Below are 14,715 nucleotides of genomic sequence, written 5' to 3' on the forward strand. Positions count from 1 at the left end.
GTGCCGGGCGGGCATGTGCGGCTGCGGTTCGCCGATCCCGGCACGTTCGAGACCGCGGTACGGGTCCTGTCCCGCACGCTGGACGACCTTCCCCAAGACGGTGAGGCGCTGACCGTGCAGGTCCCCAGCGACGGGCGGGTGCGGTCCCTGCGCGCGCTGCTCGATCTCCTGGACTCGCACGCGGTCGAGGCGGAGGAACTGTCCGTCCACACCCCGGATCTCGACGACGTGTTCCTGGCCCTGACCGGCCGGCCCAAACCCACCCCCACCACCCCCACCACCGCCACCGCCACCACTGTTGATCCGCTGACCGAGAAGGCCGTGACCCGATGAGTTCCCTGTCTTACACCCTGGCCGACTCGGCGACGATGCTGCGGCGCAATCTTCGGCACATGCTGCGCTATCCCTCGATGACGGTGCTGCTCGCGGGGATGCCGGTGGTGTTCCTGCTGCTGTTCGTCTACGTCTTCGGCGGCACCCTCGGCGCCGGCATCGGGACCGCCGGTGCCGGCTCGGGAGGCCGGAGCGAGTACATCGTCTACGTGATGCCCGGGATCCTGCTCATGACCGTCGCGGCCGTCGCCCAGGGCACCGCGATCTCCGTCGCGATGGACATGACCGAGGGCATCATCGCCCGCTTCCGCACCATGTCCATCTCCCGAGGTGCCATCCTCACCGGACATGTCGTCGGCAGCCTGATACAGACCATGATCACACTCACGATCGTCATCGCCGTGGCTCTGCTTGTCGGATTCAGGACCGACGCGACGCCGGTGGAGTGGCTGGCCGCGGCCGGGGTGATCGTGATGATCGCGTTCGCCGTGATCTGGCTGTCGGTCGCGCTCGGTCTGGTCAGCAAGACCGTCGAGAGCGCGAGTAATCTGCCGATGCCGCTGACGCTGCTGCCGTTCCTCGGCAGCGGGTTCGTCCCCACCGACTCCATGCCCGCCGGACTGCGCTGGTTCGCCGAGTACCAGCCCTTCACCCCCGTCATGGAAACCCTCCGCGGACTCCTCACCGGAACCGAGATCGGCAACAGCGCCCTCCAGACCGCCGCCTGGAGCACCGCCATCGCCCTCCTCTCCTACCTCTGGGCCAAGAAGCTCTACAACCGCGACCCGGCACACAAGTAGGACGACCACGGATCCGGTCCGGGCCACAGCTCCGCTACGGCTGCGCTACGGGTCCACCGCGGCTTCCCGGCCCCAACCGCCAAGCCGGTACAGTGCGAAGATCGTATTAACCCGGATAAATAGGGGACATCATGGCGCTGTTCGGTAACGCACACACCATCAACCCGGCCACCGCCCAGCAGGACTACGCGCGGCTGCTCGGGCAGGGCGAGCAGGTGCATGCCGCCTATCAGTTGATCCGCGACAGCATCCTCTTCACCGACCGGCGGCTGATCCTGATCGACAAGCAGGGGATAACCGGCAAGAAGACCGAGTACCACTCCATTCCGTACCGGAGCATCACGCACTTCGCCGTGGAGACGGCCGGCACCTTCGATCTCGACGCCGAGCTGAAGATCTGGCTCTCCGGTGCCTCGGTGCCGATCCAGAAGACCTTCACCAAGGGCGTCGACATCTACGAGGTGCAGGCCATCCTCACGCAGTTCGCCGCGCGGTAGCCGGCGCGTTCCCAACCGGCGCGCTCTCACGATGTGGGCGGTGGCTCCTTCGGGGTGATCAGCAGCGTCACCGTGCGGTTGCGCGGGGCGTTCGCGTCCGTCGCCGGGAAGGGGCCCCGCCGCTGGTCCGCGCTCACCAGCCGGAAGTCCGTCAGCCGCAGGTCGCTGTCCTGAGCGAGATACTGGGCAGCGACCCGGGCGCGGTTCAGCGCGACCACGGAACCGCCGCTCGGCGCACCGCCGGGCACGGCGACGGAGTGGCCGACCACGGTGGTGTCCACCCGCGTACCCGCCTCGGACTCCAGATCGGCCAGTCGGCGGCCGATCTCCGTCAGTGCCTCCGCGCCGTCCGCGCCGATCACGGAGTCGTACGGGAACACCCCCGTACGGAAGACCAGTTGGACGTCCTCGGCATGGCGCCTGATCTCCACTCCCGGCATGGCCAGCCGCTTCGCGACCTCGTCGAGCGTGCTGTCACGCCGCTCGGCGTCGGCCGTGCGGCCCCCCTCGATCGCCGCCAGGCGCGCCTTGAGTTCGTCCGCGCGGCGCTCCTCCGCCCTCAGCCGCTCCGATCCGGTGTCCGCCCCGGCCACCGACCGGGAGTCCCGGCCGCCGTCACCGCCGTCACCGTCGTCGGCGTTCGCGAAGAACCAGCCGACACCGCCGATCAGCCCGGCTCCCACCAGCGCGGCAGCGATCACCGCGACCCGGCCGGTGTGGACGACCGGGCGGGCGTGCCGACGGCCCGAGGCGATCTTCGCGAGCGTACGGCGGCCGGCCGCCGCGTCGGGGTCGTCGGGGTCGAGCGTCTCCACCCGGGACCAGCACGCGTCCGCCTCGGGCAGTTCGCCGCGCTGGGCGTGCACCTTGGCCCGGAGGTTGAGAGCGGCGACCACCGTCGCCCCCGCCGAGGAGCTCTTCTCCAGGCTGACCCGACCCGAGTCGAGCTCACCCGGTTCACCCAGCTCACCCAGCTCGTCCAGCAGCCGCGCCGCCAGATCGAGGTCACCCGCCCGCGCCGCCGAGTGAGCCCGGTTCACGGCCAGTTGCAGGTTGAGCGCCCGCGCGTCCACAGACGCCTTCAGCTCGCTCATGCCCTGCCCAGCCAGACGACCTTGTCCTGCTCGTCCTTCGGCAGCAGCCGGTACAGCCGCTGGTTCACCGCGTCCAGGCCCTGCCGGTCGTTCGCCGCGATGGCGCGCTGCCCCTCCTGAATGAGCGGTCCCGCCTGCCCGGACGAGCGGAGCATCTCCTGGAGCGTGTAGAAGAGCTTGACCGACCAGTCGGGGCTCCGCCGCTCAAGCTCGAACAGCAGCGTCCCCGTCCGGTCGATGAGCCCCCGTACGGCGACCGAGTCCTGTGCGTTGATCGCCTCGTCCGCCCGGCTCCGGATCGCGGCGAGTTCCTGCCGGTCGGCCGTGTCCCCGTGCTGGCGCACGAGTTCGTCGGCCTCGGCGAGCGAGGCCCGCAGATCCCGTACGAGTCCGGGCAGCCCCACCGCGTCCGCGATGTCGTCCAACTCGGCCTGGAGATCGCGCAGTCGCTCCTCCGCCGTGGCCGCCGCGCCGTTGTCCACGGCCGCCGCCTCCACCTGGTCGCGGGCGGTGCTCACGGACCGCTCCTCGTCCAGCTTGGCCAGCCGCCGCTCGGCGTCGGCCGACCCCGCGTCCGCCACATAGCCGCGCAGCGCCGCCAGCCGTCCCTCCGCCTCGTCCAGGTCGTCCCGCAGCGCCTCGGGGGCCTTGGTCCGGATGTTGTCCAGGTCGATCTCGGCCTCGAACTGCGCCTGTACGAGCGGCACATCGGCGATCACCGTGACCATGCTGGAGCGGTCGACCTCGACCGTCACCTCGACCTCACTGCCCGCCGGCAGGTCGATCCGGATGTCACGCGGCCGGATCTCCAGCATTCCCACCGTACGGTTGCGGTCGGCCCGGCTGCGTTCGCCGTGGATGACCGGGATCCGGATCGTCGCGTCGGCGTCGGAGCGGTGCAGGGCCGCCGACGTACGGAACACCTCCCGCACCGATGTCGGCAGGGTGGCCCCCTTGCGCAGCATCGGCGCGAAGACCTGCTCGGCGAGCTGGATGCCGAGCGAGTTCGCGAGCCGTACGCCGCCGAACTCCAGGTCCCGGTGGGTGATCGTGAGGGTGTTGGAGGTGAGGTCGCAGCGCGCGCCCGACGGGTCGGTCAGCTCGACGAAGAACTGCGACGTGGTGTGCGGGTCGACGGCCACGTCCGTGACGAAGACTCCTTCCGCGTTCACCGAGATGGCGGCGGAGCGGAACGGCGGCTGGCCCTGCGGGTTGTTCAACGTGACCGTGTAGCCGGTCCAGTTCGCCGGCTCGCCGCGCAGCCGACCGCCGACCGTGGGCTGGAGGGTGGTGACACTGGGCTCGTACGACAGCTCGACGGCGAACTGCCCGGCCGGGACCGGCGCCGACTTCGACTGCGGGATCCGGACCGTACTGGCGAAGATCGCCGCACCGCGGGCGACGACCGTCGTCGGGTCGAGGCTGACGTCGAGTTCGATGCCGAGGCCGTGGCGCGGATCGGCCAGCCGTTCGCGCAGGCCGGGCGAGAGCGTGACGCCGCCGACGAGCAGCAGCCGGTCGATGTCGTCCGGGCCGAGGGCCGCCTCGGCGAGCGCGTCCCGGCACAGATTGATCGCCCGGACGTAGAACGGCTCGGCCACCGCGTCGAGTTCACCCCGGGTCAGCGTGTGCTCGAAGGTGACAGGGTTGCCGTCGGCGTCGTTCAGGTCGACCATCAGCTCGACCTGGTCGCGCCGCGAGAGATGGATCTTCGCGTCCTCGGCCGCGCGCTTCAGCTTCGCGAAGTTCCCGCGCCACTTGGGGTTGTCCCGGCGCAGATCCGTCAGCCCGAGCTGCGAGACGGCCGCGGGCACCAGCAGCCGCTCGATCAGCGCCCAGTCGATCAGCTTGCCGCCGAGGTACGGGTCGCCCGCGTGGTTGAGCACCCGCAGGTCGCCGTCGCGCTTGCTGACGAGCGCGGCGTCGAAGGTGCCGCCGCCGAAGTCGAACACCATCCAGTACGCGCGGTCGGTGGCGTCCTGGAAGCCGTACGCGAACGCCGCCGCCGTCGGCTCCTGCACCAGCGGGCAGGCGGCGGTGAATCCGGCGAGCTTCGCGGCCTCGATGGTGGCCTTGTTCTGATTCAGCGCGAAGGCCGCCGGGACGGTGATCACCGCCGACTCGGGCGGAGCACCGCAGTGGTGTGTGGCGTCCGCGCGCAGCGACTTGAGCACTTCGGCCGAGAGCTGCGGCGGGGTGAGGGAGGTCTTGGCGGCCTCGAAGACCTTCCGTGAATCCGCCAGGCCCATCTCCAGCTTGAACTCGGCGGTGGCGTTGGCCGGGTCCTTCTCCACCCAGTCGCGCGCCGCGCGCCCGACGTGGACCCGGCCCTCCTTGGGCATCCAGACCGCGGAGGGGGTGATGTCCCAGCCGTCGTTGTTCTTGATGACGGACACACCGCCGCCCTCGACGACGGCGATGGCGCTGTTGGTCGTACCCAGGTCGATACCGAAGTCGACGGTGTCACGCATGATCGGTCCTCTCGTGGTCCGAGGTGGACGGTGCTTCTGAGACAGGGGCGGGGGCGGGGGCAGGGGCAGGGGCAGGGGCCGGAACGGGGGCCAGGGCCGGAACAGAGTCCTCGGGCTCAGGCGGCCCGGACGACGCAGGCGACACCGGCGGCTCAGACGGCTTGGGCGACTCGGGCGGCTTGGGCGGACACCCCACGATCACCTGGCCCATCTGAATACGCCGGCCGTGCAGATAGATCGTCGGCCGGATGGTCTCCCTTACGGTGTCGGCCGTCAGCGACGCGTCGTCCTCGAAGGCCAGCGCCTCCAGCGAACGCCCGGCGTGGAAGGCGTCACCCTCGTGTTCCTGTACGAGGAGACCGGCGTCGTCCAGCGCCTCGCGGCACGACCGCAGATAACGGCCGGTCTGCCGGGAGCGCGTCGACGCCTCCTCACCCTGGCGGGTGAGCCTGCGCTGGGCACGCCACAGATTGGTCGCGGCATCGGCCAGCGCCTTCTCGTCCAACGGGCTTTCCTCTGAAGCCTGTTGGGCAGCATCCGGCTCCGGCTCCGGAGCCGCGACCGACGTCACCGACGCCGCAGAAGCCGCAGAAGCCGCCGCAGACGAGGCCACCGACGCGAGCAGCCGCTCCAGCTCCTCGCGCGACGGTTCGTCCCACGGCAGCGGCGCGATCCGGAACGCGCGGTGATGTCGCCGCTGTTGGAGGTCCGCCCGCAGCCGGGCGAGTCGCCCGCTCACATCATCACCCCCCGGCGCCACAGCGTGAGCTTGGACAGATGCAGGTCGCGCAGGTACGGCGACAAGTTGACGGCCTCCTCCATGAGGTCGGCTGCGCGGTCGAGTTCCCCCGGCGAGCGGGCCAGTGCGAGTGCTTCTTCGGCAAGCCGCCGCGCGCGTTGCGTCGGCGGTCTGTTGACCGCGGATGTGGTAGCGGAGCCGGTGGACGTTCCAGCACGGTTGGACGCGCCGCCGGGACCGGTGGAGGGCCCCGGACCGGAACCAGGACCGGCACCGGAACCAGCACCAGGACCAGGAGGACCCGCGGCGGCCATGGCCTCCGCGCGTTCGCGCAGCGCGTCCCCGAGGATCTGGGCCGTGGCCGGACGATTCTGCGGGTCGAGTTCGAGCATGGCGAGCACGATGCGGTCCAGCTCGCCGTCCACCTCGTCGTTGTAGCTGCTCGGCGGCAGCAGCGACCGGTTGAAGCGGCCGAAGGAGAACGACGAGAACTCCTCCCCGCCCTGATGGAACGGAAAGCGGTTCGTCAGCAGCAGATACGCGATCACCCCGACCGACCACACGTCGCTGGCGCACGAATAGCCCTGGTTACGCATCACTTCGGGGGCCATGAAGGCGTACGTCCCCTGGGCACTGGCCAGATGCGTGAACGGGTCGGCCCGCTTCGCCAGCCCGAAGTCGCTCACCCGCACCCGCATGCCCGTACCGTCGTAGCCCACAAGCACGTTGGCCATGGTCACGTCCCGGTGCACGATGGGCGGGTCCTGGTCGTGTGCGACGGCGAGACCGCTCGCGATCTGGGTCACCACCTCGGCGACCAGGTCGCGGGGCACCATCGACTTGTGCGCGGCGGCCAGCCGTTCGAGGCTGCCGCCCGCGACGTACTCCATCGTGAAGAAGCCCCGCACCCCCTCCGGGGTGCGCACGGTGTTCGCGTCGAAGACCCGCACGATGTTGGGGTGCCCGAGGGTCGACAGCAACCGGGCCTCGTCCAGCATCCGTACGGTCTCCTCCTTCGAGGCGACCCGTTTGAACAGCTTCATCGCCTGCCAGCCGAGGTACTCGTGGCGCACGCGGTGGACCTCGGCGAACGCCCCCTCCCCCAGCGAGCGGTCGATCACGAGGGTGTCGCTGACCCGGTCACCACTCACGAGCAGTGTCATCGCCGTCCCGCCCCCTCTTCCCCTCGCCCGCGCTCCCGCCCGACCGGCCCGCGCCCCCGCCCGACGCACCCGACGCACCCGATCCGCCCGATCCGCCCGAGAGGACGTTGAGCCGGTACCCGATCCCCGTCACCGTCTCCAGGATCTTCGGATTCGACGGATCCGTCTCGACGCAGCGTCGTACGGCCCGTACGACGCCCGCGATGTCCGCCCTGCTGTACGAGCGGTGCGGCGCCCACTCCTCGTGCGCGCCCCACAACGCCGTGATCAGTTCGGCGTGTTCACAGGCGACGGCCGCGCCGCTCGTGCTGCGCCCCGCCATGTAACGGAGCAACTGGTGCCCCTGCGGGCGCAGTCCGGTGATCAGGGTCTCCTCACCGTCCACGTTGCGGTACGCGCGGGCGGCGACCCAGTCGTAGCGCAGACACGGTCCGGTGTGGCGTACGTCGGACGGCGAACCGAACGGCGCCGGACGGGTGGTGTGCGGGTCCAGGAAGGTCAACTCCCAGTACACCGGCTCCCCTTCGGGGTCCATGTCACCCAGGATCAGCACGGTGTCGCCGTGCTGTATGCGCTTGCGCGCCTGGAGACGTTCGATGCTGTCGCCGTGTCTCAGCAGCGTCCCGTTGACGCTCGCGTTGTCCGTCACCGACCACATGCCGTCGGCGAAGTCGAGCGTGCAGTGCAGCCGGCCGACCCAGCGCTGCGGGTCGGGGCCGAGACCCACGTCGGGTGCCCGCTCGGGCACGGCGCGCCCGACGGTGACCGATACGCCCCCCAGTTCGACCACACTCTGCGCACCGTCCGGTGAACTGACCCGCAGAGCAGCCCCCTTGACCCCCACCACCCGTTTCTCCTCCATGGTCATCATCGGCAGCCGTCCGTCCGACGGCCGCCGCCTGTCCGGGGCCCGTCGGTCCGGCGGTCCCCCGTCCGCCCGTCCCCCGTCCGCCCGTCCCCCGTCCGTCCGTCTCCCGTCCGGCCATCCCCCGTCCGGCGATCCCCCGTCCAAAGGCCCACCGCCTGGGGGCCGTGTCATCTGAACCCGCCGGTGAAGGTGTTGTCGCCCCGGTGGGACAGGGCGCACACCGCGTAGATCGGGCGGTCCGGACTCGTCCACCAGTCCCGCGCGGGATAGGTGACGTGCAGACTCAGCTCGGCGGACAGCAGCCCTTCGGCCCGATCCTCACACGCCGCCCGCGCCTTCGCGTAGACGGCTTTGTCGCCCGGCCACTTGGCGGGGTCGGCGAGTGCGTCGCCCTCCGCGTACAGCACGGGATAGCCGATTATCTCGGCCCAATGGGGCTCGCCGCAGGGCACGATGGGCAGATTCGCCGTCGTGGTGGTCAGGTCGACCTTGCTCTCCACGCACGATCCCACCGGCGCGTTGACGGCGATCTCCGCGGCGAACGTGGGCATCGGTACGGATGTCGGTACGGCCGGGGCCTCCATGTTCACCCGGTCCGCCGCCGTCATGTTCTGGTTGTCGCGGCGGTGCGCCACACAGGTCGTGTACTCGTCGAGCATCGGCCCCGACGGGGCCCAGGCGTCCTCGGCCGGGGTCGAGTACTTGACCGTCACTCGTGTGTCGTCCGGACGGAACTCGGCGAGCGCGCGCTCGCACCGGAACCGCGAGAGCGCCACCGCCTGTTCGGCACCGGGGTACTTCGCCGTCAGATACCTGGACTGCACGTCCACCAGCGGCACATACGCCACCACCTCGCCCCAGTGCGGATCGTCGCACGAGACGACGGGCACCTCGCGCTCGCCGAGCTGCCAGTCGGACTCCTGCTCTATGCAGCTGCCGATCGGGCTGTTGTCCGTGATCTCCGCGGCCGACACGACGGCGACGCCGCTCGCCGGCGGTGCGCCCGAGCCGGAGTCGGAGCCTCCGTCGTCATCGAGGAATCCCACGATGATTCCCGCCAGGAAGAGTCCCAGCATGAGGAGCAGGGCCCAGGCCACCGCCCGTTTCCCGCCACCGACGTGTCGCGGCGTGTATGTGCCGGGCCGGACCCGGAGATCGGCCAGCATCCGGTCGATCTCCTCGGACCCCGGCCCACCGGCCTGGGCGAGCTGGCTCTTGACCCTCAGCAGGAGCGTTCTGGCCAGATGGACCCGCCCGGCGGCGACCAGTTGGTCCACCTGCGTCTTGATCTGCGTGAACGTGGCCATCATCTCGCTCAGCCCGTCACGGTTCGTCCTGATCGTCTGCTGGGTGGCGGGGTCCGTCGCCAGTTCGGCCGCCGTACGGAACCACTTCGACGCGTTCAGGTTCGCCGCCGGGCCGAGCGCGTCGGCGGCGGCGGTGGCGCAGTTGTTGAGCAGGACGGCGACGTCGTTGCGGGCGCTCGCGGTACGGCGGTGCCTGGCGTACGGGACCAGGGCCTCCAGCCGGGCCAGTGCGGGCAGGGCGTGGTCGTACGCCTCGGCCGCGGCGCCGTCCCAGTTCCCCCCCTCCAACTGGGACGACGCCCGTTTGGCGGTCGCGCGAAGCGACTCGTAGTGAGGTGCGGCGGCCTCTTCCAGCTGGTCGTCCACGTGATTGGGCGGTACGAGGGGCCAGTCGCGCGCCCGGAGGGCGAGCCGGGCCCGGTCGGCGGGCGTCGACGCCGCCGCGGCCAGTTCGACGAGCGGTTTGACGAGAGTGGTCGGCAGCGTGTCCCGGAGCGTGTCGATCACGGACTCGTCCAGCTGCCGGTCGTCGAGTACGGAGATACGGTGCCGTACGTGGTCCCAGAACACGGCGCGGCGGAGCACCTGCCCCCACAACCGGGCCGCGTTGGACCAGAGTTGGGTGACCTCTTCGAGTTGTCGCCGGTCGGCGGAGAGGGCGGTGCTCTCGACCTCCAGGTCGAGGGCGGCGCTGTGCGCGCGTACCGCCGCGTCGTGGTCGTGGTGCAGCGTCTTCGGGCAGGGGCACGGGCGGGGGGAGGCGCCGCCGGTGGCCGGCGCGTCCGTGTCCACGTCCCAGAGCCAGAACAGTTCGTCGACGAGCCGGCGGCGCGGATCGCCGAGGATACGGTCGAAGGCACCGCGGATGTCGTCCAGCCGGACGGGGAGCGAGTGCCCGAGATCGACGTCGGCGCCGAGTTCGAGAGCGGGGGTGATGCGCTGCTGCCGCTGCCGCACGGTCCGCCGGTCGGCGGATGTGGGCAGGCCGGTGATACGGAACGAGTTCCGCCGGTACATCTGCGGACCTGCCGCCTCCAGCAGGCCCGCTGTCGTCTCGTCGATCACAGCACGCTCCGAATCGACCACATCGAGGGTGGGTGTCCCTCTGGAAAGTATGGCGACCTCGGGTGCCGTGCTCCATGGCAACCGCATGGAATTCACATGGGCAACGCCCCCTCCGCCGCGCCCAGTTGATCATGCGACAGGGGCGAGGACGGAGAGGGCGGGAAGGGTGGTGGAGGAGGTGGAGATGATGCGGATGTTACGACGCGGAGGGTGCTCGTCCCACCCGTCTCACTCGTCCTGCTCGTCCCGCTCCTCCTGCTCGTCTCACTCGTCTCACTCCTCCTGCTCGTCTCACTCGTCGTGCACGTGCGTGGACGACGTGTCCTCCGGTGGCACCGTACGGCCGCCGTCGCGCCCGGAGGCGATCACCGCGACGAGGACTCCGATGATCGCCACGGCCGCCACCCGGCCCGTCAGCCGCAGACTCCAGCCGGCCTTCGACCCGCGGTGCGCGCTCGGCGACGCGAGGCGCTCCGAGCGGCGGGCGGGGCGCAGGAGGCGGAGCAGGAAGAGTGCGGCGATGGGGAGTTGGAGGAGCCAGACGGTGTTGCGGAAGGCTCCGTCGTACCAGACGTTCGTGCCGTACAGCAGGGTGTGCCAGACGCTCAGCACATAGACGACGAGTACGAAGCGGTGCAGGATCCGCCAGGTCTTCGGGCCGATGCGGTGGCGTACGTAGAAGAGCAGGCCGAGCGGGATCGCGAGATAGAGGGCGGCCTGGCCGATCGGCATGGCCCAGACGCCGGTGCCGGAGTTGTAGCCGCCGGGGATGAACGTCTCCAGTACGGCGGCGCCCACCCGCGACGGCCAGGAGTCGGTGTCCTGGTAGATCAACTCGGCGGCGAACAGCAGCGCGTGGGCGACGATGAGCGCGATCGTGTTGAGGCTGGTGGTGCGGTGCAGACGCTCCAGCCGGGGCCCGGAGAGCGGCAGGCGCGCGGGGCGCGGGCCGGAGAGCAGCAGACCGAGGATGACGGTGCCCCACGCCCAGAGGAGCGCCGACCAGCCGAACGCCTGGCTGAGGTAGTACATCCAGAACTCGCCCGTGTCCGCCATGAAGGGCATGACGGTGAGGGTGGAGGACGCCTCCGACTTGATCCGTACATAGAGGATGACGAAGACGGCGGCCGTCACGACCAGGGCGACCGTGCCGTCGAGCCAGCTCGCCCGCAGGTCCGAGCGGAGGGTGACGCGCGGAGTGGACGGCGCGGAGGGCGCGGACGGAGTGGACGGAGTGGACGGCGCGGACGGCGTACTGGTGCCAGGGGTCACGGTCGGCGCCGGGGCCGGGGCCGGGGCCGGGGCCGGGGGCGCGGCCTTCTCTTCGTCGGGCGTCACGGGCTCTGGGGGCGGATTCATCGGGCGGTCTCCGGTTCCGTCATCTTCCGTCGTACGGATTGGTGCGCGGTCGTACTGTTGGAGGTGTCGGTGGCCGGGGCCGAGAAGTTCCCGGGCCTGTCGCATGTGCGTGTGTGAGCTGGATCACACCAACTCCATGTCACCGCATAGCGCGTGAACATCCGATGTATACCCATCAGGTGGCCTTTCCCGACCGCCCTGTCACGCTGGCACCATGGCGACCATGGGCGCCGGACCCGCACTCCGCCTCGTACGCACCGCGGTCTTCGCCGCCGTGTGTGTGCTGGTGTCCGGACTCGGCCACGCCCTGTCGTCCGGTGGCGCGCTGCCGCCGCGCGTGCTCGCTCTCGCCTTCCTGCCGATGTGCGGCGCCGGCTGGCTGCTGTCCCGACGGGAACGCGGCGGCGCCGTGATCGTCGCCGCGAGCGCCGCCGGACAGCTGCTGCTGCACGCCGTGTTCAGCGCCCTGCATCCGCGCCCGGCCGCTGGCCACACGGCGCACGGAGCCCATGGCCACGAGGTCGGGGAGTTGGCGCACGAGGGTCTGCCGGCCCTTCTGCTCGACAGCTCCGGCATCGTGTCCGGCGTCTTCTCCGGCGTCTTCTCCGGCTTCACCTCCGACCTCACGTCCGGCATGGCCGGTGCCCACCTCATGGCCGGCCTCGTGTGCGGCTGGTGGCTGTGGCGCGGCGACCGCGCGTTCGGTCAACTCCTCACGACTCTCGGGCTGTTCGCGTTCGAACGGCTCCGCTTCGCCCACGCCCTGCTGAGCGGCGGCTGGGCGACGTACCTCCCGGTGTTCGCACCCCCCGTCGCGTACCGGCCGATCCGGCCCCCGGCCCAACTCCCGCCCCCGCACGTCGTGTCGCGGCGCGGGCCGCCACTCCTTCCGTCCTGAGCACTTCTCCGCTCCACGCACACCACCGCTCTGACTCCACGGGCCACGCGGCCCGGACGCGAAGGACTTTCCGTGATACCTGCTGCCCGGCACACACCTGTGCCCACACGCATACCCCCCATGCACATACCCCCCACCCGCATACATCCGACGTCCAGACCGGCCAACCACCGCGCACGCGCCGACGACTCGGAGATCACCGCGTGGGCCCTGGCCGCCGGTCTCGGTGACCGGCGGGCGGCCGAACTCTTCGTCCGGGCCACGTACGACGACGTACGCCGCTTCGTCGCGCACCTCAGCGCCGACGTGCGCGGCGCCGACGACCTCACCCAGGAGACCTATCTGCGGGCGCTGGCGAGCCTCGCGCGGTTTGCCGGGCGTTCCTGCGCGCGGGTGTGGCTGCTGGCTATCGCGCGCCGTGTGGTCGTCGACCGGTACCGGCGTGCGGCCGTACGGCCCCGGATCGCCGACACGGCGGACTGGGTGACGGCCGCGGACCGGGCCCAGCCACGGCATCTGCCGGGCTTCGAGGAGTCGGTGGCGCTCTCGGACGCGCTGGCCGCGATGGATCCGGGGCGCCGCCAGGCGTTCGTGCTGACCCGGCTGCTCGGGCTGTCGTACGCGGAGGCCGCCGACGCACTGGGCTGCCCGGTCGGGACGATCCGGTCGCGGGTCGCCCGCGCCCGGCGGGATCTCGCGGCGGTGTGGCAGCCGGAGAGCGAGGCCGGGGCCGGGGCCGCGGGTGCGGGCGCGGGCGCGGGCCAAGAGCGGGGCGCGGTGCCGGTCATGGCCGTGTGAGGCGCTCATCTCAGCGCGGGCGGCGGGCCGTCACCGGCTCGCCGCTCGCGCGGCGTCGCGCGGCCCGGCCCGCGTACACCACCAGCAGCGCGGGCAGCAGCAGCGCCTGCGCGCTGACCACCAGCCAGAACACCGGTACCGCAGAAGCCCGTTCGGCCACCCCGTACAGCTGACCGCCGACCACCGCCGCCGCGAACGCGCCGAGTCCGGCCGCCAGCCGCTGTCTGCCGAAGACCGTCGCGGAGGGGGCGGCGGACCGGGCGAGAGCTTCCAGGTCGTTCTTCAGGAACAGGACGATCTCTCCGAGGCAGAGCAGCACCGCGCCGACCGCGATTCCCGCCCGGCCGCCGAGCGCGAGTACGGCCGTACCGGCGGCCATCGCGCCGAAGCCGAGCCGGAGCGCGGCGGCGTACGGGAGCGCGGCGAGGCGGCGCGCGAAGAGCGGCTGAGCGACGACGAGGAGGATCGCGTAACCCATGAGGACGGTGCCGTAGAAGGCGGTGGAGGTGCGGGGGACGGCGTAGAGGGCGAGGTAGTGCTGGAAGAACATGAAGACGTAGACGGCGAGGACGGTGAAGGCGAAGGGTGGGAGACGGCCTCCGGCCGCCGCGCCGCTCTCGGCCGCCGCGTCCGCTCCTTTGACTGCCGCCTCCGCGCCCTCCGCATCCCCCTCCGCGCCCTCGTCCGCCACCGACGGCAGCAGTGCGTGCCCCGCCCCCACCAGCGCGAACAGGACCGCCACCCCCGTGAACAGCCCGGCGGGCGACGTCAGTACGAAGGGTGCCGCGGCCGGCGGTCCGAGCGCGATGCCCGCGTTGAAGGCCGAACCGCTCGCCGCCAGCAGCCCCGGCCGCCGCTCCCGCCCGCAACCCGCCACCAGATAGGCCTTGTTGGCGGGCAGGTACAGCGCCGCGCCGCACGACACCAGGAACAGCGCGGTCACCGCGACGACCGGCCGGGTCAGCCCCGGTACGAAGGCGGCGAAGCCCGCCGTCCGTACGGCGAACGCCACCAGCATCGTGGCCCGCAGCCCGATCCGGGCCGCCAGCGCCGCCCCGACGACACCGCCGGAGAACTGCACCAGGGAGGCGACGGCCAGTACGGCGCCCACCACGCCGAGACCGAGCCCGAAGCGGTCGTGGAGGAGTACGGACATGTAGGGGAGTACGGCGAAGCTGCCGAGGGTGATGAGGAAGGAGCCGCCGAGGAGGAAGAGTTGCGGCCCGGTCAACGCGCCCAAGGAGCGGGACGAGTTGGCTGAGCCGACACCCCGCCCCCTCGCCTCGCCTTCCCTCACCTCACCTTCCCTCACCTCGCCTTCCC

12 protein-coding genes and 1 pseudogene are annotated in these 14,715 nt (G+C 71.2%); 5 read left to right on the plus strand and 8 right to left on the minus strand.

Annotated elements, in window-relative coordinates; all coding sequences use genetic code 11:
• From ACFYNU_RS35070 to ACFYNU_RS35080, 3 genes and pseudogenes are all read left to right on the plus strand, one after another.
• Positions 1-333 (plus strand): annotated as a pseudogene (locus tag ACFYNU_RS35070) (hypothetical protein); the annotation flags it as partial.
• Entirely contained in the window at positions 330-1,133 is an 804-nt protein-coding gene (locus tag ACFYNU_RS35075; RefSeq protein WP_388768402.1) for an ABC transporter permease, read from the plus strand. The pseudogene ACFYNU_RS35070 and the gene ACFYNU_RS35075, both read left to right, overlap by 4 nt.
• Before the next feature lie 131 nt (positions 1,134-1,264).
• On the plus strand, positions 1,265-1,630 hold the full coding sequence (locus tag ACFYNU_RS35080; RefSeq protein WP_356595303.1) for a PH domain-containing protein: 366 nt from the start codon (positions 1,265-1,267) through the stop codon (positions 1,628-1,630).
• A 26-nt stretch (positions 1,631-1,656) separates the two neighbouring features.
• Here ACFYNU_RS35080 and ACFYNU_RS35085 read toward each other — a convergent pair whose 3' ends face one another.
• From ACFYNU_RS35085 to ACFYNU_RS35115, 7 genes are all read right to left on the minus strand, one after another.
• Positions 1,657-2,724, minus strand: a complete 1,068-nt coding sequence (locus ACFYNU_RS35085) for a hypothetical protein (protein WP_356595301.1) — start codon at positions 2,722-2,724, stop codon at positions 1,657-1,659.
• Complete coding sequence (locus tag ACFYNU_RS35090) at positions 2,721-5,195, minus strand: Hsp70 family protein (RefSeq protein WP_356595299.1); 2,475 nt, start codon at positions 5,193-5,195, stop codon at positions 2,721-2,723. Before ACFYNU_RS35090 ends, ACFYNU_RS35085 begins: the two co-directional genes overlap by 4 nt.
• A complete protein-coding gene (locus ACFYNU_RS35095) occupies positions 5,188-5,934 on the minus strand; it encodes a hypothetical protein (protein WP_356595297.1) in 747 nt (248 codons plus the stop codon). The genes ACFYNU_RS35090 and ACFYNU_RS35095 overlap by 8 nt, the downstream gene beginning before the upstream one ends.
• On the minus strand, positions 5,931-7,097 hold the full coding sequence (locus tag ACFYNU_RS35100) for a serine/threonine-protein kinase (protein ID WP_356595295.1): 1,167 nt from the start codon (positions 7,095-7,097) through the stop codon (positions 5,931-5,933). The genes ACFYNU_RS35095 and ACFYNU_RS35100 overlap by 4 nt, the downstream gene beginning before the upstream one ends.
• Positions 7,075-7,968: an FHA domain-containing protein gene (locus ACFYNU_RS35105; protein ID WP_356595293.1), complete on the minus strand. Its 894-nt coding sequence runs from the start codon at positions 7,966-7,968 to the stop codon at positions 7,075-7,077. The genes ACFYNU_RS35100 and ACFYNU_RS35105 overlap by 23 nt, the downstream gene beginning before the upstream one ends.
• A 164-nt stretch (positions 7,969-8,132) precedes the next feature.
• On the minus strand, positions 8,133-10,337 hold the full coding sequence (locus ACFYNU_RS35110; protein ID WP_356595291.1) for a hypothetical protein: 2,205 nt from the start codon (positions 10,335-10,337) through the stop codon (positions 8,133-8,135).
• A 291-nt stretch (positions 10,338-10,628) separates the two neighbouring features.
• Complete coding sequence (locus ACFYNU_RS35115) at positions 10,629-11,696, minus strand: ferric reductase-like transmembrane domain-containing protein (RefSeq protein WP_356595289.1); 1,068 nt, start codon at positions 11,694-11,696, stop codon at positions 10,629-10,631.
• A gap of 214 nt (positions 11,697-11,910) precedes the next feature.
• Between ACFYNU_RS35115 and ACFYNU_RS35120 the strand changes: the two genes are divergently transcribed.
• The gene (locus ACFYNU_RS35120; RefSeq protein ID WP_356595287.1) at positions 11,911-12,594 is read left to right on the plus strand and encodes a hypothetical protein; all 684 of its coding nucleotides are present in this window, start codon (positions 11,911-11,913) and stop codon (positions 12,592-12,594) included.
• A gap of 120 nt (positions 12,595-12,714) precedes the next feature.
• Complete coding sequence (locus tag ACFYNU_RS35125; protein ID WP_356595285.1) at positions 12,715-13,392, plus strand: sigma-70 family RNA polymerase sigma factor; 678 nt, start codon at positions 12,715-12,717, stop codon at positions 13,390-13,392.
• A gap of 10 nt (positions 13,393-13,402) precedes the next feature.
• On the opposite strand, the gene ACFYNU_RS35130 is transcribed toward ACFYNU_RS35125, so the two are convergent.
• On the minus strand, positions 13,403-14,623 hold the full coding sequence (locus ACFYNU_RS35130; RefSeq protein WP_388768407.1) for an MFS transporter: 1,221 nt from the start codon (positions 14,621-14,623) through the stop codon (positions 13,403-13,405).
• Positions 14,624-14,715: the final 92 nt, after the last annotated feature.

Origin of the sequence: Streptomyces sp. NPDC006643, from assembly GCF_042870175.1 — a bacterium.
GTDB lineage: Bacteria > Actinomycetota > Actinomycetes > Streptomycetales > Streptomycetaceae > Streptomyces.

What these genes read in the sequence shown, in the direction of transcription:
- ACFYNU_RS35075 (WP_388768402.1), top strand. Translation starts at nt 330, where the DNA reads ATGAGTTCCCTGTCTTACACCCTGGCCGACTCGGCGACGATGCTGCGG.
- ACFYNU_RS35080 (WP_356595303.1), top strand. Translation starts at nt 1,265, where the DNA reads ATGGCGCTGTTCGGTAACGCACACACCATCAACCCGGCCACCGCCCAG.
- ACFYNU_RS35085 (WP_356595301.1), bottom strand. Translation starts at nt 2,724, where the DNA reads ATGAGCGAGCTGAAGGCGTCTGTGGACGCGCGGGCGCTCAACCTGCAA.
- ACFYNU_RS35090 (WP_356595299.1), bottom strand. Translation starts at nt 5,195, where the DNA reads ATGCGTGACACCGTCGACTTCGGTATCGACCTGGGTACGACCAACAGC.
- ACFYNU_RS35100 (WP_356595295.1), bottom strand. Translation starts at nt 7,097, where the DNA reads ATGACACTGCTCGTGAGTGGTGACCGGGTCAGCGACACCCTCGTGATC.
- ACFYNU_RS35105 (WP_356595293.1), bottom strand. Translation starts at nt 7,968, where the DNA reads ATGATGACCATGGAGGAGAAACGGGTGGTGGGGGTCAAGGGGGCTGCT.
- ACFYNU_RS35115 (WP_356595289.1), bottom strand. Translation starts at nt 11,696, where the DNA reads ATGAATCCGCCCCCAGAGCCCGTGACGCCCGACGAAGAGAAGGCCGCG.
- ACFYNU_RS35120 (WP_356595287.1), top strand. Translation starts at nt 11,911, where the DNA reads ATGGCGACCATGGGCGCCGGACCCGCACTCCGCCTCGTACGCACCGCG.
- ACFYNU_RS35125 (WP_356595285.1), top strand. Translation starts at nt 12,715, where the DNA reads ATGCACATACCCCCCACCCGCATACATCCGACGTCCAGACCGGCCAAC.